Consider the following 25303-nt stretch of genomic DNA (forward strand, 5'->3'; position numbering starts at 1 on the left):
TGACAATTTTCTATCAATATTTAGCCACTCAACACACTATAACTCCAGGAGTTAAGCTTGAGTACAAGAAGGGTCCGATCAACAGGAAAATTCTACAACCAGATTTTTTCCTTTGTTTCTGGGAAAAATGCTTTCTGCATACTTCCTCCAATTAGATCACTTCGAAGCTATTCCTGCTTGTTTTGAAGAAACATCAGGGGAGGCACTCGTTTAGAATAGCTTGAAGCTAGACAGTTCACCTTCTCAACTTCTCATCCTCCTTCTTCTTATCCTCATTAACTTCCATCTTGCGGCAGTACTCGCAAAAGATAGGCATTGTCCAATCTCAGATATTTACGGGCTAGCTTCTTAAGATCTTCTGGCTCTATTTTTTGGATTGCTTTTATCAATCTCTTGTTAAAGTCCACATCCAAACCTTTAACCAACAAAGAAGCAGCCTCTCGGCTACGAGAGCCCAAGCTTTGATGATTGCGGATATATTCACCTACATAAACATTTTTGGCCCTGTTAACTTCTTCTTCGGATAAGACCTTCTTTTGTAACATTTTTACAATATCTTGAAACCCCTGTTCGGCCTGGTCTATCTTTTCTGGATACGTGCCAATGTAAAATGCCAAAAACCCGGTCTGCGGGGTCTGCCATAAAATTGCGGTGACTGTATAACCCAGGCCTTGCTTGTCTCTTAACTCCCTAAACAATAGACCTCCCTGCCCGGCCAGGACCCTCTTGAGCACATTCAATCCCGGGCTATCCGGGTGTTCTAAACCTGGAACTGGAAAGATCTGCAGAATATGTGTCTGATTTCTATCCCTTAAAAAAAGATTCCTTTTTCTTTCTTGAGACCAACTAAACTCGGATTCTTTTTCCTCCTCCAAGACGGGGCTTTGTTTCAGGCGCAAGACAAAGTCATTTAAAGCTTTTTGATCGATCTGGCCACATATGGCCAAAACAAAAGGAGCTTTCTTTTGCTTTTCCCAAAATCTGGCTACATCATCCTTTGTAATTTTCTGTACCTCTTCAATTCTACCCAAGTGGAAGTAGCTATAAGCCCCCTTGGAAAATAAAAAGGGAAACACGTGCCTAAAAGCATATCCCAAGGGCTGATCTTCCTGCGCCTTAATTTCAGCTACTTGATCATCAATGGCCCGTCTTACTTCTTCGGCTTCAAACGCAGGTTCTAAAATGACATCTCCGAGTAACCTGTACAGGTCATGGCTAAAACGCAGAGGAAATTTGGCAGTTAAGACAAATTGCTCCCTCCCTGCGCTTGCGCTTAAATAAGCAGCCCTATCCGAGAGAAAGTCCTGGATCATCGGCGCAGTCATATTTTTAGTACCCCTAGTCAGACATTTGGCTGTAAGCTCAGCCAAGCCCTGCTCTTTGCTTCCCAACAAACTGTCTCCGCCAGGCCAGGCCATACTAACAGCGGTATAAGGCAGGGTCGGATCATTTATTAAAACCAGGGTTCGGCCTTGACCCAAATCCAAAATTTCCCTTTCTCTAGCTTCAATACCAGCAATTTCCTGTTTCACTTCATTTTTGCCAGGCCACTTTTTTAAATACCCGGCAAAAGTCTCCCCATCCAGTTTTACCGAATCAGGCAGAAGCAAGGATGCATAAAAACTTTCCGGCTTGAGGTATTTATCCAACACATCTCTCAGTTCTTTTTTGTCTACATGTCGCAACTGGTATAAATACTTTTCTTCGGCCTGGACACTGCCTTCAAAAAATTGAAAATAGCCCAGTTTTGAAGCAAGTCCGGACAGGGTTTCTTTAGATTGAAAAAGATCATCTTCCAAATTCAGCTTGGCCCGGTCAATTAGGTCCTGAGGCAAATCCTTAAGTTTTAAAGTAGAAATTTCCTGAATAAATTCCTCCCAAAACTGCTCTACTTTATCTGGATCGAGCATAACGTTAAAATAAAGCATGCCTGCCCGCTCCAGCATTAAGGCTGAACAAGAAATGTCATCCACAAGCTGAAGTTCGTACTTAAACTTTCTGTATAATTTAGAACTCATGTCCCCGCCCAAGACATAAGCCAGAACTTCCAAGGCTGGTCCATCCGCAGAGGAAAGACCTGGAATAGGTAGGGCCATATTTACATACACTTTTTTCCACGGACCATGCTCAACCTGGATATGCTCAGAAAAATTTAGCGTCTCCTGAACAGGCTTCACCCGGAATTCCTGGGTCAATTCAAGAGTTTCTTGGTTATTTAAGCCCCCAAATACCTTCTCGGTCTGAGCAATCACTTCATCTTTGTGCACATTGCCACAAACTACCAGAAGCATGGATCTCGGCTGGTAAAACTTGCGAATATAACTCTTCAAATCCTGCCCGGATAAATTCTTTACTGTTTGGGGATAACCTATAATAGGCCGAGCATAAGGCAAACCTGCCCACACCTTAGCCTGGATGAGTTTAAACAGTTTCTGGCCAGGATTATCCTCCCCCCTTTGCAGTTCAGCCAAAACTACATTTTTTTCCTGAGCTAGCTCTTTAGGATCAAAAACAGAACCAAAAACCATGTCCTGGACAATATCCAGGCCCAACTTCCAGTATTTATCCGGAAGATCTACCGTGTACACGGTATAATCAAAACTTGTGGCCGCATTGATGTACCCGCCCACACTTTCCACTTCCCTGGCGACCTGACCAGGTCCTCTCTTTTTGGTTCCTTTGAATACCATATGTTCTAAAAAGTGACTGATACCAGCCTGCTCCTCTGTCTCATAAGCTGACCCGGCACGGACATATAAACGAATGGCTACCAGAGGAAAACGCTGATCTTCTTCAACCAAAACGGTAAGGCCATTTGGCAAAACCACTACCTGCTCTGCTGCTACGACAAAAGGTGACTGTGCATTTAAAAGCATAAATAATAACCCCATAAAAATTATTTTTTTAACCACAGCTAAATCCCTCGCAAAATCAAATTTAAAGCTACCAAAATGTTCCAAACGAACTAAAAGATAAAATTTATCAATTCATACAACATGTTAGCGTATAAATTTTGTTTTACTCTTTAAGTAAACTTGTTTTATCTTTATTTTGTCCTTTTATAAACTATTTTTTTAGAGACTGTGGCCAAACCCCATTTTAACTCCCAGATTGAAAATCCTGGTTTCTTGAATGCATTGCAAAGGGCTGGGTAAGCCATCTTGACGAAGCTTGCGGAAACACAGAGCATCGGGGCGACAAAGCTAACTATCCGGGACTATTTGCCATAACTATCGACACTATCGACAATTAAAAGAAAACTCGTGTATCCAAAATACCCCATTATGCTCTGTCCGCAAGCAAGCTATATATAGATGGGTCCAGGCATTTGCACCAGCATGAAAGAAATCAGGGTTGAAAAAAATTATGAAAAATTGTCTTCTGAGTAGGGTTTACCCACAGACTATTTAACTTTATTCACTCCAAATCCCCCAAAAAAATACTATTCCTCCAAGTCCTTCAAATCAAAGGCAGGCGTAAGCATTTCCTCATCTACTTTATCTGCATCCTCAGAATAAAAACGCACCAGATTATGTAAATAATTAAAGGATGTTTCATCCATTTTGATAAAATCAACAGCCAACTCTTTTTTATCAGATCTGACAATTTTACCCTCTATCTCGATAACTGAGTCTAAACCCAAAAAAATTTTCAGTCGACACTTTTCATTGGGAACAAGGGCCGATTCTGCAGTTGCTAACAAGCCTTTAAGGCTAATATTCTTGGTTTTAAGCTCAAATTTTTGCCCCCCTTGAAAAATAAACACCGGCAATTCTACTTTAACCCTTAATCTTCTTCTTTTCTCAGCCATAACAAATTTCTCCAATTTTTTTCCAGCATTGACAACAAATCGAGATTTTCCTTATAAGTTAATTAAATTCCCTTTTGCAAGCACATAAACCCATAAACAACAAGGCTTCCCTCCTTGATTACTTTGCATAACCATTTTCATATCAAATGAAAAAAAACTTCCATCCAAATAAAACATTTTAACCCAGCCAAAGGAGTAATTTATGGACATTAGCGGACTTATCCCCATTCCTGACCCCATCCAGGTTCCCTGGGGGTGGTTCTATTTTTTCCTTACCAACTTTCATCATCCATCTAGTATTCATGAACGTTATGCTTGGTTCCGGGATCATCGCTTTAGTGAACAGCATAAAAGATGCCCAAAAAACGCCTCCCCTTGCCAAAGATATTTCCCTGAAGCTCCCTTATGCCATTGCCCTGACCATCAACTTTGGTGTAGCTCCCTTTCTCTTTCTCCAGGTCCTTTACGGCCATTTCATCTATGTTAGTTCAGTTCTTATGGCTATTTACTGGCTAAGTATTGTTGGTTTGCTCATCCTTCTTTATTACAGCGCCTATATCTATGACTTCAAATTTGATGTACTTAAAGGGACAAAAATATTTTTTATTGCTATCACCGTCATTCTAGCCTTAATTATCGCTTTTTTATTTACCAATAACATGACTTTGATGCTTGTACCAGCCAGATGGACAACCTATTTCCATAACCCTTCGGGAACAATCCTAAACCTTACCGAACCCACTCTCTGGCCCCGCTATCTTCACTTTGTCACAGCTTCCATTGCCGTAGGGGGACTATTTGTAGCCTTTATCTGGAGCCGAAAAAAAGACCATCCTCAAGCAAAACAAAACATAAATCAAGGCCTGCAGTGGTTTACTTATGCTACCATAGCCCAAATTTTAATAGGGTTCTGGTTTTTACTTAGCCTTCCGCAACACATCATGCTTAAATTTATGGGCGGTTCCACCCTTTATACCGGAATTTTCTTCCTAGCACTTGGCGCAGCTATTCTCACTCTGACCTTTGGATTTAAAAGAAAAATCCTGCCCGCAATAGTCAGCACCCTGCTAACCATCACTCTTATGGTCCTTATACGCAGTTTTGTACGCACCTCTTATTTAAAACCATATTTTAGCATGAACGCTCTCAAGGTAACTTTCCAATACTCTCCGTTAATAGTTTTCTTGATTGCCTTAAGTCTTGGCCTAGTAATAATTGTATACATGCTAAAAATAGCCAGACAGACCAAAAAGGAGGTCTAAGATGAACTATCCTGTGTGGGAGCTGACTACTTTAGGCGGCGGTTTTTTGATTGCATTGATATCCGTTATCCATGTCTATATTGCCCACTTTGCAGTTGGAGGCGGACTTTTCCTGGTTTTAACCGAAAGAAAAGCCTATGCAGAAAACTCTTCCGCCATGCTGGAATACACCAAAAAACACGCCAAATTTTTTCTCCTTTTGACTATGGTTGCGGGTGGTGTCACCGGTGTGGGCATTTGGTTCATCATCTCTCTTTTAAGCCCAGCAGGCACCTCCATTCTCATCCACAATTTTGTCTTCGCTTGGGCCACTGAATGGGTCTTTTTTCTGGCTGAAATCGTAGCCCTGTTCATCTATTTCTACACCTTTAACCGTCTTGACAAAGAAAAACATCTACTTATTGGCTGGCTCTACTTTGCTTTTGCCTGGCTCTCTCTTTTTGTCATCAACGGAGTCATTGATTTCATGCTCGCTCCGGGTAACTGGCTACACACCCACAATTTCTGGGACGGATTTTTCAACCCCCTGTTCTGGCCCTCTCTATTTTTCCGAACCTTTATCGCCTTTATCCTGGCTTCCTTATTCGGGCTGGTCACGGCTACTTTTTTAAAAGACAGCACTGCCCGACAAAAAATGGTTCGCTATTGTGTCAAATGGCTCCCCATACCATTTTTACTCATGCTTGTCTGCGCATACTGGTATTTTAACTCCATTCCTGATGCTCCCCGAGAGATTGTTCTCAACGTCTCTCCCGAACTCGCCCGTTATTTAAACTGGTTTCTCTATCTCACCCCAATTGTTTTCCTGGTAGCTCTCTTTCTGGCCATCAAGTTACCTGGATCAGTACAGAGAGTTGTCTCTTTGGCCCTTTTACTCATTGGTCTTATGTACATGGGGTCTTTTGAATTCATCAGGGAAGGCGCACGGCGGCCATTTGTCATCTATGACGTCCTTTACTCCAACTCCATTCTGAAAGCTAACGCCGAGGAAATAAATAAAAAAGGACTCATCAAAACAGCCAAATGGATAAAATACAAACAAATTACCCCGGAAAATGAATTGGTAGTTGGACAGAAAATATTTCAGCTCTTATGCGCATCCTGTCATTCCATCGGAGGGCCATTAAACGATATACTGCCCCTGACCAAAAAATTTAACTCTGTCTTTGGCATGGACTCGCAGCTAAATGGCTTGGGCAAAATAAATAATTATATGCCCCTATTTTTTGGTACACCTAAAGAACGCTGGGCCCTGGCCAAATATATCGTCGAGGGGTTGCATGGCGGCGAAGATAAGCAGCTTGCTCAAAAACCAAAAGAATTACCCTATGAGATCCCTCCTTATGATCAGGAAAAAGATGAATATGTGCTTCTGGCCTGGAACAACTTAGGTATGCACTGTATTTCTGATAGTGACCCTTATTGGATACTTCTACCGCCAGCCAATGACCTCTATGCCCAGCTCATCCGCAGAGGAGAGCTACCAGAGATAGTTACTGAGGGAGTTGAGTTGCGCTATCAAGTACAAGCAGGTTTTGAAAACCCATCCAAACATGTTCGCTTTTGGGAATTCTCCAAGTCTCTTTTGGGCAAAGAATTACCCCCTAATATTGGAGTCTCAGGGAACGGGTTAAGCGGAACCATGAAGTTGGAGGAAGATTTAGGGGCTTTTGTAGCTGACTTGGTACCAGTTGTTCCTTATCCTGACGATGGTTCTTTTAACCCCTATCCACTATTTACTATAGAGGCAGTCGACAAAAAAACAGGAGAAGTCCTGGCCACAACACGGATAGTCGCTCCAACCTCCACAGAAATGGGCTGTAAAAATTGCCATGGCGGTAAGTGGCGGGTAGCCGGGGTAGCTGGGTTTACTGCAGAAACCGCGCTCGATATCTTAAAAGTGCATGACCGAATCAATAAAACTAACCTGTTCGAAAAGGCCAAAAAGGGTCAACCAATGCTTTGTCAAAGCTGCCACCCCGATCCAGTCCTGGGCACCAAGGGTAAACCAGGCATTCCCAACTTCCCGGCAGCCATTCACGGTTGGCACGCTAATTATTTAACAGACCGGGGAACAGAAGCATGTTTTAACTGCCATCCTTCATCCCCGACTGGACCCACCCAGTGTTTGCGCGGAGTGCATAAACAGGTAGGCCTAGATTGCACCAGTTGTCACGGCTACCTGGAAGACCACGCCTTGAGTTTGCTTTTGCATGAACAAAAACAGGGGAAAAAAGTGGATAAGCTGATGCGTTACTTAAAACCACGCAAAGTAGCTACTGTGGAAGAGATTAACCCCAGGCTTCCCTGGCTCAATGAACCGGATTGCCTGAATTGCCATCAAGACTTTCAAAAACCAGCCAGCAAAAATGTTTCTGGATTTAATACCTGGACCAAGGATGCAAAAGAATTATACCGTCTTCGCACCGACCAGGTTGGTCTTATGTGTGAATCATGTCACGGGTCTACCCACGCCAACTATCCGGCCCAAAATGTCTTTGGCCGAAACCGAGATAATATTCCGCCTCTCCAGTATCAGGGCACTAATCTACCCATCGGGGCCAACAAGAATTGCAAACTCTGCCACACCATTGATATGGAAGATATGGAAGACGAAGCCCATCATGAAAACATGCTTAGAAACTTTAGAAATATGCAGTTAATAAGTACCGGCAAGTAAGTTCGTCTCTTACCTGTACTCTAGGTAAGCATAACCTTTCCCCTGTAATCCCGACAAGGCGGGATTACAGGGGATTCTTTTTACGTTAAGCGACATTCACACTCAATGAGTGAGATTGCCACGGGCAGCTTCGCTGCCCTCGCAATGACAATCTCGCTCCTGTCATTGCGAGCTTAAGCAAAGTGAAGCTAAGCAATCTCAAACTTTAAACTGCAAAAAAATCGCACAATTTAGGTGTAAAATTATTTTTCTGCAGGCATCAAGAACCAAAAGAACATCAAAAGTCACACTGAGAGAAATTTTGCTTCAAACTCCTCTGCAGGGATAGGAGGGCTGAAGAGGTAGCCCTGAACCTGGTCACATCCGAACTCTTCTAGCATACGTAATTGTTCCTCTGTTTCCACCCCTTCGGCTATAACCTTAAGTCCCAAGCTATGGCCTAAAAAAATGATGGTTTTTACAATGACCTGAGCATCTTCGCTGCTAGTAAACTCTTCGATGAAACTGCGATCTATCTTTAACAAGTCAAGAGGAAAGCGCTTTAAATAAGCCAGGGACGAGTATCCCGTGCCAAAATCGTCGACAGCAATCTTAAAACCAATCGCTTTGAGCTGATTCAAAATTTGGACACTTTTTTTCACGTCACGCATAATCATTGATTCAGTAAGTTCTAACTCCAAAAATTTAGGCGAAATGCCTTCTCGTTTCACTGCTTCGTGCACTTCTCTGGTAATATCGCCAAACCAAAAATGTTGCGCAGATAAATTCACAGCCACATGAAAATCATTTTGTCCCCTAGCCTGCCACCTTTTCAGCGTAGAACAGACATCATTAATAACCCACTGACCAATTTCATAAATGAGGCCAGTCTCTTCGGCCACTGGAATAAATTCATCAGGCGAGACAAGTCCTTGTATGGGATGTTGCCAACGAATCAAGGCCTCTGCACCAACAATTTTTCTGGTTTTAATCTCAACCTTGGGTTGGTAAAAAAGAACAAACTGATTTTTCTTCAAGGCATGCTGTAGTTCATTTTGTATGGAAAGCCTTCTTTGTACCTTTTTATGTAGCTTAGAAGAAAAAAAGTTATAGTTGTTTTTGCCCTCGGCCTTGGCCTGATACATGGCGGAATCAGCGTTTTGCATCAAAGTCACTTCATCTCGTCCATCATCTGGGTATATAGTAATCCCGATGCTGACAGTTATAAACAGTTCATAGCCACGAATACAGAAAGGCTCAGAAATAGCTTCTTTAATCTTTTGGGCGATAGAGGCTAAAATGGATGGCTCTCTTATGTCAGTTATAATCAAGCCAAACTCGTCACCGCCAAGCCTGGCGATTGTATCTGTCTCTCTGATTATTTTTTTTAAGCGTTGCCCAACAATTTTTAACATCTGGTCGCCAATAATATGCCCCAGGGAATCATTGATCAGCTTAAATCCATCCAGATCCAAATAAATGAGCCCGAATCTAGCCTGATTCCTCCTTGCACGAAGAATAGCTTGGCGTAAACGATCATTAAAAAGAAGCCGGTTAGGCAGCCCTGTCAAAAAATCATAATGAGCCAAAAGCTCCAACTTTTCTTCTGATTGCTTAATGGCAGTAAGGTCGGAAAAGATAGCCACAAAGTGGGTCAAGTTGCCCTGATCATCCTTAACTGCAGAGATAGATAACCATTTAGGATAGATTTCCCCATCCTTTCTGCGATCCCATACCTCTCCCTGCCAAAAGCCCTTGGTCAAAATATCCTGCCACATCTGCTTATAAAACTCTTCGTCGTGCCGATCTGACTTCATAATCCTCGGATTCTTTCCAATTACCTCATCCCTTGTATATCCTGTTATTTGGCAAAAGGCATCATTGACATGAAGAATTGTGCCCTCGGCATCAGTTATGACAATCCCTTCGCTTTTACTCTCAAAAACCTTGGCTGCTAAACGGAGCTGCTCTTCATTTTTTTTGCGCTCTGAAATATCTCGCACTGTAGCCAGGATACAGTCCTGATCTGATATATCTATCCTGCGCAAAAAGACCTCGACCGGGAAAACAACCCCGTCACCAGGCCTTTTGGCCTGCCATTCAAAGAGCATTTTTTTGCCTTTTATGACTTCCTGCCACATTCTTTTCAACTTTTCTTCACTGGCTCCAGGTGCTGAGTAATCTTTAGCTATGCTCAACTTCAAGGCCTCTTTCCTATCTACTCCATACATTTCAAGCATCCGGGCATTAACGTCCAGGATTCTTCCCTCAGCATCATGAATAAAAATGGCGTCATAAACACTGTCCAAGATTACTCTCAGTTTTTTTTCAGACTTCTCCAATGCCAGATGGGCTTTTTTTAGCTCGGTTATATCCTGGGCTATACTCAAAAGAAAAATTCCATTTTCTATCCTTAAAGGCTTTTTAACAGTCTGAAAATAACGTAGTTTGCCCTCCTTATCCTTTATATTAACCTCTTCTACTATCTCTTTGTTCTCTCTCAAAGCCAGGGTATCGCTTCTTTGGACCAAAGCCCTCATTTGGGGGTCCTCAATCAAGTCATAATCATTTTGGCCAATTAACTCATCTGGTCGTCGGCCAAAAACCCGAGCATAAGCCCTGTTGACCAATAACAAATAACCTTCTTTATCTTTGACAAAAATGGGCAATGGGCTGGTATCCAAGATGCTCTTCAGAAAAACACCTACTCCGAAAAAATTAGCGTCAAAATCTTTACCCATTTTCACTCCACGATACCCATGCAAAAAATAAAATCTTGCAGTTTTAGTAAAAAATTATCAGAGGTAACCAACTAAAATAGTCAAACATTTACTTGAGCTATAACACTATCTAAAAATCTGACATGGCTCGAACTTTAACTTTAAAGAAAGCTATATTATTGGGCTCACTGGCTTGCTAAACTATAGGCTAGATCTCTCTGGACACACCAGCATCTTCAAACGTAGCCATATCGTTAAAAATATTAGTTGCACATCTTAAAATAAAGATGGCCATAGCTGCAGCCGTCCCTTCTCCCAAGCGCATATCCAAATCCAAAATAGGTTTTGCTTGTAAAGCCCGCAAAATTTTTTGGTGGCCTTTTTCAGCTGAAACATGAGAAAAAAAGACATAATCAAGAACATGGGTATTCATTTTCCACGCTGCTACAAATGCTGCTGTAGAGATAAACCCATCCACAACTACTGGTATTTTATTTTTTGCTGCCCCCAAAATTAGACCTGCCAGGCAGGCTATTTCCAAGCCACCAAGAGCTGCCAAAATGCTTAAAGGGTTTCCGGATGCTATAGCCTGTTCGTTAACTTTGAGCCCTCTGGCAATAACTTTGGCCTTGTGTCTAATCCCTTCTCCATCCAGCCCGGTTCCTGCTCCGGTAATCTCATAGGGATCAAGCCCAAGATAGGCACAATAAAGGGCAGTAGAAGGCGTGGTGTTGCCAATGCCCATCTCGCCAGTACCAAGACACCTTATGCCTTCGGCTTTAGCCTGATCACTAAGTGTTATGCCCAGTTCAATGGCCTGGACGCACTCCTCTATTCTCATGGCTGGCCCTGCACTCAAATCCCTTGTTCCCTGGGCAATTTTTTTCTGGATGAAATTATCATGTTCAGAGTAACCGGGTCCTGCCGACCCCACATCAACCACTTTCAGATCCACCCCACAAGTCCTGGCCAAAACATTAATAGCCGCTCCGCCATTTAAAAAATTAATAACCATCTGCCGGGTTACTTCCTGAGGGAAAAGACTGACCCCGGCTCTGACCACGCCGTGGTCGCCAGCACAAGTATAAATGCGGGGAGGATCTACCTTGGGACTATTCCCGTCAGCAATAACAAACAACCTGGCAGCAAGCTCTTCCAACCGCCCCAAACTTCCTTTAGGTTTGGTCAAGTTATCCAGATGCTTCCAGGCCAAAGGAAATAAATCCTTGTTTGTAGGCTTTATTGCCTGCATGGTCTGGTCCAGTATTTTCATGCTTCCTCCCTATTAATTATATGTAAGTCTCTGGACTAAAGACGCAAGGCTAAAAACTATACCCTCCGTCCTGCTCAGTCCTATGTCCCCCCTTTTAACATCTAAAAACAAACTAAATAATACCATGTAGAGGACCGCCAGGCTCTCCCAACCTATCCACCTTTCTTTCTATCTCCGGGTCAGACGCAAGCGGCGGCGCGTGATAACTTTTCAATCGGGCATCAATAATTAGAGGACCTATACAGCCCCAATGCTTGCAGTGAATGAACTCGCCTGCACCATAAATATCCGTGGCCGGGTCAGAACGGGTAAAGACTATCCATAAAAAATTATCCCAGTTTGCTGCGGTAAACTCACTGTCATCTACTACCACCAGCAGAGGAAAATCTTTTAGGCTTTTGGTCTTTTCAAGAACCGCGCCCAATTCCTTCAATTTAGGATCCTGCGTATCTCTTTTCTGTTTATGTTTTGGGCCCTGCAAAACAACAATCCCTGGAGCAAAAAATTTAATCCGTCCAAAATCTGAGGGGAGATAAAGGCTGCTGCTATTATCTGGCAGTCGCAGACCCAATTCCCTTTTTTTTGGTCCACAAGCAGCGACAATCAATTTTGAGCCCTGATTTAGACTGATACCGGAGTAATCCAGGGTATCCATGGTTGTCCTGGTAATGAAATGAAGATCTCTTCCTAAATCAATGCGCTCCAAAACATGTTTAAAAAAATTGGGGATATGCTGCACACTCAACCCGGGGTCATCTTCCTGGGCAGCAATAAATACATATTTGGACAGAGAGGTCTGGGTCTGGCCCAATAATGACATGGCACAGGTTAAAAGCTCCTGGGGTTGCCTTTCCCGGGCATAGGGCACATAACTTTCCCGGCCAATGGCCAAAAGCAAAGGATGTACCCCCGCAGCATCCACGGCATGCACTTCTCTGACTCCGCTAAATACCGTGGGCACCAATTCTTTTGTCAACTCATGGATAAATGTACCAAAAATTGTATCTTCCTGGGGGGGACGACCCACAGTGGTAAAAGGCCAGATAGCCCCATGACGATGGTAAACCTTTTCCACTTTGAGCACAGGGAAGTCATGTTTCAGACTGTAATAACCCAGGTGGTCGCCGAAGGGACCTTCTGGCTTCTCCCCTCTTGGATCAATATGTCCGACAATACAAAAATCTGCCTGGGCCAAGATAGGGAGATGGTTAGGTCTTTTGATCAACTCTATTCTATGCCCAGCCAGCACCCCGGCAAAAAGAATTTCAGCCACCCCTTCAGGCAAAGGCATAATGGCTGCCAAGGTCATGGCCGGTGGTCCGCCTACAAAAATATTCACCTTTAAAGGTATGCCTTGTTTTAAGGCCTGTTGATGGTGAACGCCAATCCCTCGATGTATCTGATAATGCAGCCCGACTTCCACGTCCTGCTCGTATTCATTGCCACCAAGTTGCACGCGGTACATACCCAGGTTGGAGCAGGCTATACCTGGTTTCTCCGGACTCTCAGTATAAACCTGGGGTAGGGTTATGTAGGCTCCTCCATCCATGGGCCAGGATTTAAGCTGGGGCAGATGGCTGATTTTAGTTTCACTCTCAAGCACCGGCCCAGTTTTCACCCATTTGGGCAGAGTATGAAAAAGAGCTTTGGGTACGTCGAACAGTTGCCATGGTCTTTTTAAAAGTTCCCAGGGACTTATTTTGAGCTTAATGAGCTTATCTATGGCCTTTAAACTGTCCTCGAAGATAAATCTTATCCGATCCATGGTCCCGAAAATATTTCCGGCCATGGGAAAGGCACACCCCTTCACCCGGGTAAACAAAAGGGCCGGTCCCTTAGCCCTGAATACGCGTCGCTGTATAGCGCCAATCTCCAGGTTGGCATCCACTTCCTGGTCAATGCGAATCAGCTCGCCCCTTTCTTCCAGGGCCTGTAAACACTGACTTAAATTTCTAAAGCCCATCTATTTCCCCCTGTAAACCATCTACCATTTGCGATAGTAAATATGGACATCCCCCTTATCAATCCACTGGGAAATTTTTTTATATAGCCAAATTTTAAATCTTTTACGTGTAGGCGGAAAAAGAATAAGTAATCCAAGCATATCTGTAATTAAACCCGGTGTGAGAAGAACCAGCCCAGCAATCAAAATTAACAATGCATCCACTAACTCCTCGGCCGGCAACATATTTTGACTCAGGCTTTGTCTTATCCTGTACATTGTATGCAATCCTTGTTGCTTGGCCAAATAAGCTCCAACGATGGCAGTTAAAATGACTAGAACAATTGTTGGCCCTGCCCCAATAATAGAACCGACCTTGATTAGAATATACAGTTCTAGCATTGGAACTAAAGCAAAAAGCAAGAAAAACTTAATAAACATTACATCATACCTAAATCTTTTTAAAGTTTATTGTCAAACCAATGTATCTTTGATGCCTCGAAATAAAGACCAAGTCCTTTACTTACGCATGGCAAACCTGGGCCAATCCTTAAATTGATAAAAATAAAGCATAAGTCCTGCTTGAAAAACCATGGACAAAAACATTGCCAACCACACTCCTGTAGCCTGTTCAAGATAAATATGTCCAAGGAAATAGGCCAATGGAATGCGCACTAACCAGGCAGAAGTGCCCATGACAACCATTTGATAAATAGTTGCCCCGGCCCCGGTCAAAGCCCCGCCTAAAATTATAGCCGGCAACAAAAACGGTATGGCGGCCATATTGTATTTCAAATAGTTGATGGCCTCCATCTTAACCTGTGGATCAGGGGCAATAAAACTGGCAATGGGTTCTATCGCCAACCACAACAAGATAGTCATAAAACTTACCAAAGTAAGTCCCAAAAACATGACCCGATAGCCAATCTTTTTGGCCCCGGCCACATCCTTAGCCCCCAGATAGTGGCCCACCAAAATGGAGGCTGTAAAATTAAAGGCAAAACCTGGTAAAAATAAAAATGACTCCACCCTGATCCCTGCGCTCATACCGGCCAAAGCAACTACACTGCCCTTGGGCAACGAAGCAACAATTCCATACAGGACCATATAGGCTGAGTGCCAGACAATTTGCATAAGGCCTGCTGGCCAGGCTACCTTAAACAAATAGGGCCAAGCCTTTTTTGTCCAGCGCCAGGGAGCAAAACTCTGCCGTACCAACATTTTGGCACGTATGAGGAGAGAAAGGTTAAAAATAGTCCCGCACATAATAGAGGCAAAGGTACTCCAGGCAAGGCCTTTATAACCAAGTTTTGGCAACCCCCACAGTCCTAAGCCCAGGCCAAAATCACCTAAGGTATTGACAATGGTGACAATTATCATGGCATAAAAAGGGCACATGACTTTTTTTTGAGCCCGAAAAAAGGCATTGCTGATAATAAAAAGATAGTAGGCTGGTAAAATATAGAGGTAAACTTGGAGTAAATAGCTGGCAATGGGCGAGATACTCTCTGGTATTTGCAACAAATCCAAAAACACATCCTTGGTCATATAACCAGCCCCTAGAATAACCACTCCCAAGACAATACCTACTTCTAAACCAAGGCCGATATAACGCTGGGCTCTCCTTCTCAGACCAGCACCCAAAGACTGACTAATGGCCGCCACACTACCATTGGCCACGGCAATGGCCACAACAAGAAAGAAAAATAGGGCTTGAGTGATCAGCCCCATACAGGCTTGGACTTCCCGACCGAGCCTTCCGGCCACCCACACATCCACAAAACCAATCAAAAAATGAAAGAACATCATCAACACCTGGGGCCAGGCAAGCTCCCAGATGGTTCTATATGGCGTTTTGGTTTGATTTTTTTCCTGCAATGACTCCGTCCTTAAATTGAGTGATTAAGTATGGTGGTAGCCCACGCCCACAAGACAATGGCTAAGACAGACAAAAACAAAATTATTTCAGTGAATTTCTTCTTGGGATCAAAAAAAATCAATTTATGCAGAATAACCCCTAAAAACAAGCCCGAAACCAAACCAAAAAAATGTGCTCCCAGATCAACTTTTGGCCCTCCACCTCCAAGTAAAGCCAACAGACTCAGGCCGTAGAAAATACACTTAAACCAACTACCACCCCCTCTTGTTTCTGTTAAAAGATTGGTGGCCAAAATGCCGGCCGCCCCAAAAACCGCTGTGGAAAAACCTATGCTCAAGTGTCTAGGACCTAAAACAAAAACATTTATCAAATTGCCTATGGCACCGGAAAGAATTATGGTCATCCAGCCCAAGCCCAGCCCCCACCTGGCACAAACCCCAACGACAAATGGCGCTCCAAATACTACATTGGACAAGACATGTGCTGGATCGCTGTGCAATGTAAGACCGGTTATTACACGCCACCATTGACCTGCACGAATTTTTTCTCCGTCAACACCACCCAAAATTACCCAATTCTCCAAAGTCAACCGAAAAATATTTTGTTCGATTAAAGTATAAAATAGCAATAAAAAAGATATAACAAGTAAATTGAACCAGGCTTTTTTATTGTCATTTAAATCGGGACTTTCCATTGTCATTTTTTGTCTTTCTTGAAACACTTCCTCCTCATACTCTTCTATCTCACGAACAGCTCTCGCAACTACTTCGTTGGGCACCAAAAATTCACCTTTTTTGCCCCAATGATAGTCAATACCCAACGCCAAAAGTACCAACTCCCACTCAGCTTTAAATTCAACTTGCATTTTATCCCGAATCAGGCCTGCCATGTCAGTATATCCCTTTTGCATACTTATGTCGTCTTTTGATTCGTTAGGCTTAGGATTAAACGTTTTTTTGGCTCTGTCCATTGATGCCTTACATGGTTTTTGCCCAAAGAATTGGATTTGATTAAAAACCTCTTGCCCTCTTGACTGTTTCTGCTTAAGTTGACTCAGATATGTTTTTGCATATCACAATTTTTTAGTGAATTATGAGGCACTGTGTTAAAACGTATATTTACCTTTTGTCTATTTGTCTTTTTTTTAGCTGAATCTCATCTTGGACACGCCCAACCATTACCTGAGCCAATAAATCTAAATCTATCTTATTTGCTCTCCCTGAGCAAAAACCCCAGTCAGCCTCTTGTTCATAAGACCATTGAGTCCGTCTTAAACTTTATTCTTCACAACCCAAACTCATCCTTTACCCTTCCCCAACGAGCCAATATGACAGGGGCTTTTTATCAATTCACCCTTAAGTCTGACTTAAAAAAGATATTAGCTTATGGGTTTAACCCCCAGCTACCATCCAACATTCTGCGTCCATCATCTATTCGCCTTGCCTATTGGAAAAAAATTTCTAGCAGCGACGGACTGGAGCTAGCTAGCTTATGGAGCCAGGTAGACAGTCTAAGTAAACCCATTATCTTTTCCGGGGTGGAATACGAAGAAAATACTCCGGACCTGTTTTCAGGTGGATACTATGGTTACGATCTGGACAGAGTCATTATCCTTATGCCCTTTGCCCAGACAAGAGTTCTTATTTCCATCTCCAGACAAAAAAATAAGTCAAAAGTTGGCCAGAAAGGGGAAATCATTGGCCCGGACGAAAACTGGAACTATTTTTATTCAGAAAAGCTAGGCTTAACCAAAGCTGGTTTAGGCTGGGTTGATTCATATATTTACAAGTCAGCCTCAATAGGGATTTACATTCAAACTGGGCCAAACAAAACAAAATGCGCCTTTTTCAACTGGTTAAAAGCAGGATGGATGAACATAAATTTTGTACAACCAGAGCATATTCTGGCTGGATTAAAAAGATTTGCTCAAGGGATAAAAACCATTATTCACTCGCCAAATTTGCCCCCCGTGCAGAATTTAATAAAATTTAACAAACAAATCAGGCAGAAAACTACAGATGAGTTACGGCAAGAATTAGCTGCTTATTTTCAACAACTGGCCATAATTAGTCCCTGCACATCTCTGTTAAACAGTAAAGACATACAAAAAGAGTTTAGAAGTGGCCTTTATCTACAAAAAATAAACCGTCATCATTTAGAAGCTGTCCTCAATCTTGAATATCTAAAATTATGTCTAGGTAAAAAAACTTGCCTCGACTTGAAGGCCCAGTTAAACACTGTATCCAAAACCAATTTAAACTAACTATCAACAAAAAAGCCCCGCTAATGCAGGGCTCCTTCTAATAAATGTTTACTTAACTTTAAGCATAAAGTTCTTCAAGAATCTCTCTCGCCCCGGCCTTTAAAACTTCCCGGGCAAGCTCATGCCCCAACTGCCACGCATTCTCTGGTTTACCTGTCTTTTCTTGTCTGACCATTCTCTCACCCTTAAGATCAGCTACCAGGCCGGTTATATGTAATTGGTCATCTCCGTAGCGGGCATAACAGGCAATGGGCACCTGACAGCCTCCATCGAGGCCGTGTAGAAAAGCCCTTTCCGCCTGGACGCAAAATCTGGTAGGAGCGTGATCCATAAAACCCAAAAGTTCATCCAAGTCCTGACGATCTTCAGCATATTCAATGCCCAAAGCTCCTTGCGCCACCGCCGGCAAAAAACTGGGAGGAGCAAGTTCAAATTCATAATCTACTGTCAGGTCCAACCGACGCATGCCAGCCTTGGCCACAACAATGGCATCAAACTGCCCTTCCTTTAATTTTCTTACCCGTGTATCCAGATTTCCCCGCAGGGAGACCACCTCCAGATCCGGTCTTAACTGCAAAAGCTGCGCCTGCCTGCGCAGACTGGATGTGCCTACTCTAGCCTTCTCAGGTAACTCCATTAAATTTTTATACTTACAGGACAAGAGCAGATCCTCTGGGCTTTCACGCTCAGGAATAATGCCTAGTTTAAGCCCCGCAGGAAGCTCTGTGGGCACATCTTTCATACTATGAACAGCAATATCCGCCCGGCCATCCATAAGCGCTTCTTCAATTTCTTTGACAAAAAGCCCTTTCCCTCCCACCTTGGCCAGGGGGACATCCAATATTTTATCCCCTTTGGTTTTAATTTTTAGCAACCTCACCTCAAGCTCAGGGTAGCGGGACATAAGCTGTCCAGCTATATGCTCAGCCTGCCACAAAGCCAATTTACTACCTCTAGTAGCAATAATAATTCTATTCATTGTCTTTTCCACTGATTACTTGCAACTTGCGTTTCCTGGAATTTGTCTCCTATCAACCACAGGAGGAACAATTACCACCGGAACAACTGGCGCAGCCAGCCTTGCCTCTGGTTGTAATGGCATTAGAAGAAGGCTTGCCCAAAACAATGGGGCCGCCAGTCCGAAACTTACAGGCAGACATCAATTTTTGGGTATCCTGAGATCCACAGTCAGGGCACTGAACCTGCTCATTTTCTTTAAAAACCAGTTCTTCAAACTCTCTTTTACACTTATTGCAAAGAAATTCATATATAGGCATATCTTATCCTCCTAATACTCTTGGATTATCCCCCTAGTCGGGACAGCATAAAATTTTGCAGTTTATATTTTCAGAGTCTGTGGCCAAACCCCATTTTGACCACAGACTCTTCAATCATTTTAAGTTATACACAGGCTCTTATACAAATTTTCGAGACGCCACTTTTACACGCATCACTTCCGAGCGTGCATGTGCCGTTTCTACTGCTTTTTTTATCCGCTCTTCACCTTTCTCAACGTCCGCTTTAGGGCTTATTCATCACTCACTAGATACTTCTCCAATTCAGAGACAGCTTCGAACAAATAGTAATCTACCAGGCGGCACAATAGATGCCCGGCAGCAATGTGTACCTCTTGAATTATAGGTGTATTTTTATCCGGGACACTTAAAACATAATCACAATAATCGGCCATTTCGCCCCCATTTTTCCCACTCAAACCCACAGTAATCATATCCAACTCTCTGGCTTGACTCAAGGCCTTATTCACATTGTGGCTGTTGCCCGAAGTAGAAATCCCTACCAGGACATCTCCAGCCTGACCCAAAGCTTTGACCTGTTTAGCAAATACTTCGTTAAAACTATAATCATTACTCACTGCAGTTAGGACAGAAGTATCGGTTGTCAAGGCCAGAGCCGGGAGGGGAGGCCTTTCCATTAAAAAACGGTTGACAAACTCCGCAGCCAAATGCTGGGCATCTGCTGCACTTCCGCCATTGCCACAAAAAAGTATTTTGCCTCCCCGGGCCAGACTAACAGCCAAGATCCTGGCAACTTCGACCAAAACCTGTGCATTATCTTTAAAAAACTTCTCCCGGACAAGAACACCTTTTTGCGCATGCTCGCTGATAATAGTCAGTGCCTGATCAGGCATAACTTACTCCTTATTGACATTATTTTTAAAACTTAATTTAGTGATTTTTATTTGAGTCTTACAAATAATTAAATAAAAGGACATTTTGAACCAGCCTTCATCAATGGACGAGATTGCCACGGGCAGCTGCGCTGCCATTCATTGCGGGGAGCGAGCCTGAGAGAAACGACGAAGCAATCTCAAACATTAAACGGCAAACAAATCGTATCAAATAGACTATAGTAAAAATTAATGAAAGACAAACCCATAAACTCTCTTACTTTTTATACTCAAAAAACAAATCCATCAAACCAATTTTCGGATAATTTTTCTCTTTTATTTTACATCTTTTTTTATTATGGCTCGGAAAAACTTTTTAAGGAGGTTGACGATGAGGAAATTGCTCTTCGCCACTGTTGTTTCCTGCTTTGTGTTGTTGGTTTCTGGATTCGCCTTTGGGAAAACAATTAAAATTGGCTTTAACATCCCCCTGACGGGTGATATCCCCAAGGTAGGCGAATCCTCCAAGTTCGCTGCAGAAATGCTGAAAGAGGATATCAATAGTCAAGGTGGACTCGAAGTCGGCGGCGAAAAATACAAATTGGAATTCATTTATGAAGATAATGAATCCAAAGCCGAGTCCGCTGTTGCTGCAGCATTAAAACTGATTGAGAGAGATCAGGTACTGGCCATTGTCGGACCAAACTCAAGTAAACAGGCTGTACCAGCTGGTCAAGTCTGTAATGACAACCGGACTCCAATGATTTCTCCCTGGTCCACCAATCCCGATACAACCAAGGACCGTCCCTGGGTATTCAGGGCTGCCTTTTTAGATCCATTCCAGGGACCAGTGGCTGTTGACTTCGCCATGAAACAGTTCAAAGCCAAGACTGCTGCTGTTCTTTTTGCCCTTGCCAATGATTACAGCAAAGGTCTCGCAGAAATTTTTAAGGAAGACTTTGAAAAGAAAAACGGTCCTGGCTCTGTAGTCGCTTTTGAAAGCTACGGCGATAAGGATCAGGATTTCAGTGCCCAGTTGACAAAAATCATTGCTGCAAAACCAGACTTTATTTTTCTGCCAAACAACTATAATGAGGTTGCCCTGATCGTAAAACAGGCCCACGATCTCGGCTGGAATGGACCTTTTATGGGATCTGACGCCTGGGGTTCTGCTGAGCTCATGACCTTGTGTGGTGACGATTGTAAAGGACACTACTTTTCAACTCACTATGCTGCTGCTGGAGCTACCGGGGCCACAAAAGAGTTTATTGACAGGTATAAAGCCAAATATGGTTACACCCCAGATGATGTAGCCGCTCTGACATGGGATGCAACCCGTATTGTTCTCCAGGCCATTCAGGAAGCTGGTCACCTCACCGGTCGCGTAAGAAAAGATCGTAAGATCATCCGCGATGCCATGGCTAGCATTAAAGAATTTGATGGCATCACTGGCAAAATGAAGTTCGATGACCAGGGTGACCCCATCAAATGTGCCGTTGTGGTTCGTATTGATGAAAATGGTGAGTTCGTCTTCACCAAATCTGTATGCCCATAACAAACTAACTAGACAAAGCGTGAGGGTTTCCTTCGCGCTTTGTCTTTTTATGCTTTTAGAATTTTTATTTCCTGCGCGGGATAATATGCGCAGGAAATAATTTTTATCGACATGAACTGCAAATTTTCAATCATAAAACACAGAACTCAAAACACATGACCAATGAGGTAATCTGGTGTTCGAAAGTATTATACAAAACATTTTCAATGCCTTACAATGGGGCAGTTATTATTCATTAATAGCTTTGGGTTATTGCCTGGTTTATGGAGTACTCCTACTCATTAATTTTGCCCATGGCGATATTTTCATGGTTGGTGCTTATATTGCTTTTTTTGTGGCCACTTTCTTCCTGGGCCAATATTCATTTGGTCTGCCACTGGCCCTGCCCAAATGGGCAGTCCTGGCACTGACCATCCCACTAACCATGGTCCTCACTGCCTGTGTGGGCGTGTTCATTGAAAGAGTCGCTTATCGCCCTTTACGCCGAAAAGGAGCCAACCGGCTGTACGTAGTCATCACCGCACTCATGTGCGGATTGATTCTGGAAAACGGCAACCTGGCCCTTTTAGGCGCCAGTCGACGCAAATTTCCCGAACTCATTGACAAGGTAGTCTACACGTTCGGTTCCATCAGTGTAACCAACCTAAAAATTGCCGTAATAATTTCTGCCTTTCTGGTATTTGGTCTTTTGCATTTTATCGTTACCAAAACAAAAATCGGAATGGCCATGCGGGCCATCTCCTATGATAAATTTGCTGTCCCCTTAATGGGGATACCCATAGATACCATTATTGTCTTTACTTTTATTCTAGGTTCTTCCATGGCTGGTTTAGCTGGTTTGTTATTCGCAATGTCCTACCCCATTTTAGATCCATACATGGGAGCCATTATAGGCTGGAAAGCCTTTATTGCCGCTGTTGTCGGAGGAATCGGTGATATACGGGGAGCCTTTGTCGGCGGATACATCCTCGGATTTGTGGAAATTCTGGTTGTGGCCTTTTTCCCATCTACATTCAGGGATTTAATAGCCTTTAGTATACTGCTGCTAATTCTCTCTATTAAGCCCACAGGGCTGTTCGGCGTAGCAAAAACAACAAAAATTTAGGAGTCTGAAGTAAAGACTCTGGTATTGGCTTTAAAAAATCTGTAAAACAGATGCGTATCCCAAAAAATCAGTTAGTCTTATTTTGGCAATAGAATAGAATATAATCTATTAAAACAACTTAAAACCCGCTGCAATTTCGCCCATGGGCGTGATTGCAGGAACATCACAAAGGATAAGTATGCGAAGATTTACAGTTCCTTTGACTTTGCTTCTTTTGTTCGGCCTACTTGTTGGCCTATCCTACTATGAATTAATAGATTTATATACCCAATCTGTTTTAATGTTTATGGGTATAAATATTATTTATTCCAGCAGCTTAAACTTAGTAAATGGATATATGGGAGAATTCTCTTGTGGCCATGCTGGATTCATGGCTGTCGGGGCCTATGTGGCTTCTGTATTAAGCGTTCTCCTATTCGCTCAAGACAGGGTCTTTGGCCCGCCATTACTTTCACCTGAATACGCCATTTTAGGTTTTCCTTTAATTTTAGTCGTCGCATTTATAATAGCTGCACTGGCTGGGCTTTTGGTAGCAATTCCCTCCTTTAAAACCAGAGGTGACTACCTGGCCATCATCACCATAGCGGCCAACTATATAATTATCACCACCATCATCAACCTGGACAGCATTGGTGGAGCCAGAGGATTTATGGGGATGAAAAATACTATTTTTGCCATGGAAGATGTGGTTTTCCTTCCCTGGATGATCATCTGGGTCTTTATTTTTACCGTTCTGTCAATCTGGATGATCCGCCGCTTTGTTTCATCCACTCTGGGCAAAGGGATAGTTGCTATTCATCAAGATGAAGTGGCTGCTGAAATAATGAGTGTGAATACCAACAAAATGAAGTTGATAGCCTTTATGATTTCTTCAGGTCTGGCCGGCGTGGCCGGGGCACTGTTCGCCCATGTCCTGGGCTATGTAAATCCAAGCTCTTTTGGCATACTCAAGTCAACTGAAGCCCTAGTCATGGTCTATCTCGGAGGAATGGGTTCATTATCCGGCTCAGTCCTTTCGGCAATTGCTTTCACTCTTCTTCTGGAACTTTTACGCCCTTTGCAAATCATCAAGTGGATAGTTGTCCCTCTTCTCCTCATTATCCTCATGCAATTCCGTCCTGAAGGAATAATGGGCAACAAAGAGCTATCAGACATTTTTCCAGGTCTTAGAAAATTATATAAGTTCAAATAGGTTGGAGAACATTATGTCCTTATTGGAAATACATGGCCTAACCCAATATTTTGGGGGATTATGCGCTCTTTCAGACTTTAACATCCGCTTTGAAGGCGGTGAATTAATGGGGCTCATTGGACCTAACGGAGCAGGTAAAACCACTGTCTTCAATCTGGTCAGCGGATTTTATAAACCGACAAAAGGAAAAATTATATTCAAAGGAAAAAATATTGCCGGGCTAAAACCGCATCAGGTTACAGCATTAGGTATTGCCAGAACCTTTCAAAACATCCGCCTCTGGCATGAAATGACAGTTTTAGACAATATCCGTATCTCTCAACATTATAATCTCGGTTATAGTTTATTTGACTCTATTCTGCGCACCAGAAGATACAGGGAAAATGAAAAGCGCATCCTGGATACAGCAATGGATATCCTGGAAGCACTTGATTTGAAAAAATATATCCATGAAAAGCCTAAAAACCTGCCTTATGGGATGCAAAGAAAAGTGGAAATTGCAAGAGCTCTGTCTATCAAACCAAATCTCTTGCTTTTAGACGAGCCAGCTGCAGGTTTGAACTCTGCTGATGTCAAGGACCTGATCCGGCTGATTAAGTGGATCCATGAAGAATTTAAGATCACCATCTGGATGATTGAACACCAGATGACAGTGGTCATGACCCTCTGCTCCTGGCTAAAGGTAATCGACTTTGGGGCCACTATTGCCGAAGGCACCCCAGAGGAAATCCAGAACAATCCACAAGTAATCAAAGCCTATTTGGGAGATGAGACAATCTAATGTTACTCGAAGTTAAAGATCTACACGTCAAATATGGAAATATTGAGGCCTTGCATGGTATTTCTTTTCATGTAAATGAAGGAGAAATTGTGACCCTCATCGGAGCTAATGGTGCAGGCAAAACTACCACCTTGCACACCATTACTCGCGTTCCCCCGCCTGAAGGACCAAAAGTGACCAAAGGGGATATCTTATACAAGGGCGAATCAATCCTCAAAACAGAACCTCATGATGTGGTTCATAAATTAAAAATTGCGCTGGCTCCGGAGGGCAGACATATTTTTGGAAACTTGACCGTGGAAGAAAATTTGGTCCTGGCAACTTATGCTCGTAAAAATGACCCAAACATCAAAAATGATTTCAAACGGGTCTATGATCTGTTTCCCCGGCTCTATGAGCGGCGCAAGCAGCGTAGTGAGTCACTAAGCGGAGGTGAGCAGCAAATGCTCGCTGTGGGTCGTGCCCTGATGACAGGAGCTAACTTTATTCTCCTTGATGAACCATCTATGGGTCTGGCACCTCTTTTAATGTACGATATGTTCAGGGCATTAAAGGAACTAAACAAACAGGGCATGACCATTTTGCTTATTGAACAAAATGCCCGGGTGGCATTGAACTTTGCCCATAGGGGTTATGTCCTTGATACCGGTGAAATAGTTATGCAGGGCACTTCTCAGGAATTAATGGAAAACCCAGATATCAAAAAGGCTTATCTGGGAGGCTAGACCATTTT

Annotated in this window: 19 protein-coding genes; 8 read left to right on the plus strand and 11 right to left on the minus strand. The window is 43.0% G+C overall.

What is annotated here, in order from left to right:
- Positions 1–275 precede the first annotated feature (275 nt).
- Together AC3WVG_RS02110 and AC3WVG_RS02115 are read right to left on the minus strand one after the other, a co-directional pair.
- Positions 276–2912 carry a M16 family metallopeptidase gene (locus tag AC3WVG_RS02110; RefSeq protein WP_488796528.1) on the minus strand — a complete coding sequence of 879 codons (2637 nt, stop codon included), beginning with the start codon at positions 2910–2912 and terminating at the stop codon, positions 276–278.
- Between the two features lie 530 nt (positions 2913–3442).
- Positions 3443–3811 carry a PilZ domain-containing protein gene (locus tag AC3WVG_RS02115; protein WP_488796529.1) on the minus strand — a complete coding sequence of 123 codons (369 nt, stop codon included), beginning with the start codon at positions 3809–3811 and terminating at the stop codon, positions 3443–3445.
- A 302-nt stretch (positions 3812–4113) separates the two neighbouring features.
- On the opposite strand from AC3WVG_RS02115, the gene AC3WVG_RS02120 reads away from it, so the two are divergent.
- Positions 4114–5073: a hypothetical protein gene (locus AC3WVG_RS02120; RefSeq protein ID WP_488796530.1), complete on the plus strand. Its 960-nt coding sequence runs from the start codon at positions 4114–4116 to the stop codon at positions 5071–5073.
- A gap of 1 nt (position 5074) precedes the next feature.
- A complete protein-coding gene (locus AC3WVG_RS02125) occupies positions 5075–7753 on the plus strand; it encodes a cytochrome ubiquinol oxidase subunit I (RefSeq protein ID WP_488796531.1) in 2679 nt (892 codons plus the stop codon).
- Positions 7754–8037: 284 nt separating this feature from the next.
- On the opposite strand, the gene AC3WVG_RS02130 is transcribed toward AC3WVG_RS02125, so the two are convergent.
- From AC3WVG_RS02130 to AC3WVG_RS02155, 6 genes are all read right to left on the minus strand, one after another.
- Entirely contained in the window at positions 8038–10473 is a 2436-nt protein-coding gene (locus AC3WVG_RS02130) for a sensor domain-containing protein (RefSeq protein WP_488796532.1), read from the minus strand.
- Positions 10474–10660: 187 nt separating this feature from the next.
- On the minus strand, positions 10661–11725 hold the full coding sequence (gene cobT, locus AC3WVG_RS02135; RefSeq protein WP_488796533.1) for a nicotinate-nucleotide--dimethylbenzimidazole phosphoribosyltransferase: 1065 nt from the start codon (positions 11723–11725) through the stop codon (positions 10661–10663).
- 112 nt (positions 11726–11837) lie between these two features.
- On the minus strand, positions 11838–13688 hold the full coding sequence (locus AC3WVG_RS02140; protein WP_488796534.1) for a UbiD family decarboxylase: 1851 nt from the start codon (positions 13686–13688) through the stop codon (positions 11838–11840).
- A gap of 21 nt (positions 13689–13709) precedes the next feature.
- Positions 13710–14108 carry an FxsA family protein gene (locus tag AC3WVG_RS02145; protein WP_488796535.1) on the minus strand — a complete coding sequence of 133 codons (399 nt, stop codon included), beginning with the start codon at positions 14106–14108 and terminating at the stop codon, positions 13710–13712.
- 78 nt (positions 14109–14186) lie between these two features.
- Positions 14187–15545 carry an MATE family efflux transporter gene (locus tag AC3WVG_RS02150; RefSeq protein WP_488796536.1) on the minus strand — a complete coding sequence of 453 codons (1359 nt, stop codon included), beginning with the start codon at positions 15543–15545 and terminating at the stop codon, positions 14187–14189.
- A gap of 11 nt (positions 15546–15556) precedes the next feature.
- Positions 15557–16516 carry a rhomboid family intramembrane serine protease gene (locus AC3WVG_RS02155; RefSeq protein WP_488796537.1) on the minus strand — a complete coding sequence of 320 codons (960 nt, stop codon included), beginning with the start codon at positions 16514–16516 and terminating at the stop codon, positions 15557–15559.
- A 132-nt stretch (positions 16517–16648) separates the two neighbouring features.
- Here AC3WVG_RS02155 and AC3WVG_RS02160 point away from each other — a divergent pair, with 132 nt between their 5' ends.
- Complete coding sequence (locus AC3WVG_RS02160) at positions 16649–17809, plus strand: hypothetical protein (RefSeq protein WP_488796538.1); 1161 nt, start codon at positions 16649–16651, stop codon at positions 17807–17809.
- Positions 17810–17867: 58 nt separating this feature from the next.
- Here the strand turns inward: AC3WVG_RS02160 and hemC are convergent, their stop codons facing one another.
- The 3 genes from hemC to AC3WVG_RS02175 all read right to left on the minus strand — a co-directional run bounded on the left by hemC (position 17868) and on the right by AC3WVG_RS02175 (position 19958).
- Complete coding sequence (gene hemC / locus AC3WVG_RS02165; RefSeq protein WP_488796539.1) at positions 17868–18788, minus strand: hydroxymethylbilane synthase; 921 nt, start codon at positions 18786–18788, stop codon at positions 17868–17870.
- Positions 18789–18840: 52 nt separating this feature from the next.
- Positions 18841–19086 carry an FmdB family zinc ribbon protein gene (locus tag AC3WVG_RS02170; protein WP_488796540.1) on the minus strand — a complete coding sequence of 82 codons (246 nt, stop codon included), beginning with the start codon at positions 19084–19086 and terminating at the stop codon, positions 18841–18843.
- 251 nt (positions 19087–19337) lie between these two features.
- A complete protein-coding gene (locus AC3WVG_RS02175; protein WP_488796541.1) occupies positions 19338–19958 on the minus strand; it encodes a D-sedoheptulose 7-phosphate isomerase in 621 nt (206 codons plus the stop codon).
- Between the two features lie 370 nt (positions 19959–20328).
- Between AC3WVG_RS02175 and AC3WVG_RS02180 the strand changes: the two genes are divergently transcribed.
- The 5 genes from AC3WVG_RS02180 to AC3WVG_RS02200 all read left to right on the plus strand — a co-directional run bounded on the left by AC3WVG_RS02180 (position 20329) and on the right by AC3WVG_RS02200 (position 25295).
- Positions 20329–21492, plus strand: coding sequence for an ABC transporter substrate-binding protein (locus AC3WVG_RS02180; RefSeq protein WP_488796542.1), 1164 nt, complete (start codon positions 20329–20331; stop codon positions 21490–21492).
- Positions 21493–21667: 175 nt separating this feature from the next.
- The gene (locus tag AC3WVG_RS02185) at positions 21668–22597 is read left to right on the plus strand and encodes a branched-chain amino acid ABC transporter permease (RefSeq protein WP_252381321.1); all 930 of its coding nucleotides are present in this window, start codon (positions 21668–21670) and stop codon (positions 22595–22597) included.
- 178 nt (positions 22598–22775) lie between these two features.
- Entirely contained in the window at positions 22776–23789 is a 1014-nt protein-coding gene (locus tag AC3WVG_RS02190; RefSeq protein ID WP_488796543.1) for a branched-chain amino acid ABC transporter permease, read from the plus strand.
- A 13-nt stretch (positions 23790–23802) separates the two neighbouring features.
- Positions 23803–24570: an ABC transporter ATP-binding protein gene (locus tag AC3WVG_RS02195; RefSeq protein ID WP_488796544.1), complete on the plus strand. Its 768-nt coding sequence runs from the start codon at positions 23803–23805 to the stop codon at positions 24568–24570.
- Positions 24570–25295: an ABC transporter ATP-binding protein gene (locus AC3WVG_RS02200; RefSeq protein WP_488796545.1), complete on the plus strand. Its 726-nt coding sequence runs from the start codon at positions 24570–24572 to the stop codon at positions 25293–25295. Before AC3WVG_RS02195 ends, AC3WVG_RS02200 begins: the two co-directional genes overlap by 1 nt.
- Positions 25296–25303: the final 8 nt, after the last annotated feature.

Source organism: Desulfovulcanus sp., assembly GCF_982781345.1.

Excerpts from the sequence above, each read along its gene's own strand:
- AC3WVG_RS02115 (WP_488796529.1), bottom strand. The coding sequence starts at position 3,811 with ATGGCTGAGAAAAGAAGAAGATTAAGGGTTAAAGTAGAATTGCCGGTG.
- AC3WVG_RS02120 (WP_488796530.1), top strand. The coding sequence starts at position 4,114 with ATGAACGTTATGCTTGGTTCCGGGATCATCGCTTTAGTGAACAGCATA.
- AC3WVG_RS02125 (WP_488796531.1), top strand. The coding sequence starts at position 5,075 with ATGAACTATCCTGTGTGGGAGCTGACTACTTTAGGCGGCGGTTTTTTG.
- AC3WVG_RS02130 (WP_488796532.1), bottom strand. The coding sequence starts at position 10,473 with ATGGGTAAAGATTTTGACGCTAATTTTTTCGGAGTAGGTGTTTTTCTG.
- cobT (WP_488796533.1), bottom strand. The coding sequence starts at position 11,725 with ATGAAAATACTGGACCAGACCATGCAGGCAATAAAGCCTACAAACAAG.
- AC3WVG_RS02140 (WP_488796534.1), bottom strand. The coding sequence starts at position 13,688 with ATGGGCTTTAGAAATTTAAGTCAGTGTTTACAGGCCCTGGAAGAAAGG.
- AC3WVG_RS02145 (WP_488796535.1), bottom strand. The coding sequence starts at position 14,108 with ATGTTTATTAAGTTTTTCTTGCTTTTTGCTTTAGTTCCAATGCTAGAA.
- AC3WVG_RS02155 (WP_488796537.1), bottom strand. The coding sequence starts at position 16,516 with ATGGACAGAGCCAAAAAAACGTTTAATCCTAAGCCTAACGAATCAAAA.
- hemC (WP_488796539.1), bottom strand. The coding sequence starts at position 18,788 with ATGAATAGAATTATTATTGCTACTAGAGGTAGTAAATTGGCTTTGTGG.
- AC3WVG_RS02170 (WP_488796540.1), bottom strand. The coding sequence starts at position 19,086 with ATGCCTATATATGAATTTCTTTGCAATAAGTGTAAAAGAGAGTTTGAA.
- AC3WVG_RS02175 (WP_488796541.1), bottom strand. The coding sequence starts at position 19,958 with ATGCCTGATCAGGCACTGACTATTATCAGCGAGCATGCGCAAAAAGGT.
- AC3WVG_RS02180 (WP_488796542.1), top strand. The coding sequence starts at position 20,329 with ATGAGGAAATTGCTCTTCGCCACTGTTGTTTCCTGCTTTGTGTTGTTG.
- AC3WVG_RS02190 (WP_488796543.1), top strand. The coding sequence starts at position 22,776 with ATGCGAAGATTTACAGTTCCTTTGACTTTGCTTCTTTTGTTCGGCCTA.
- AC3WVG_RS02195 (WP_488796544.1), top strand. The coding sequence starts at position 23,803 with ATGTCCTTATTGGAAATACATGGCCTAACCCAATATTTTGGGGGATTA.
- AC3WVG_RS02200 (WP_488796545.1), top strand. The coding sequence starts at position 24,570 with ATGTTACTCGAAGTTAAAGATCTACACGTCAAATATGGAAATATTGAG.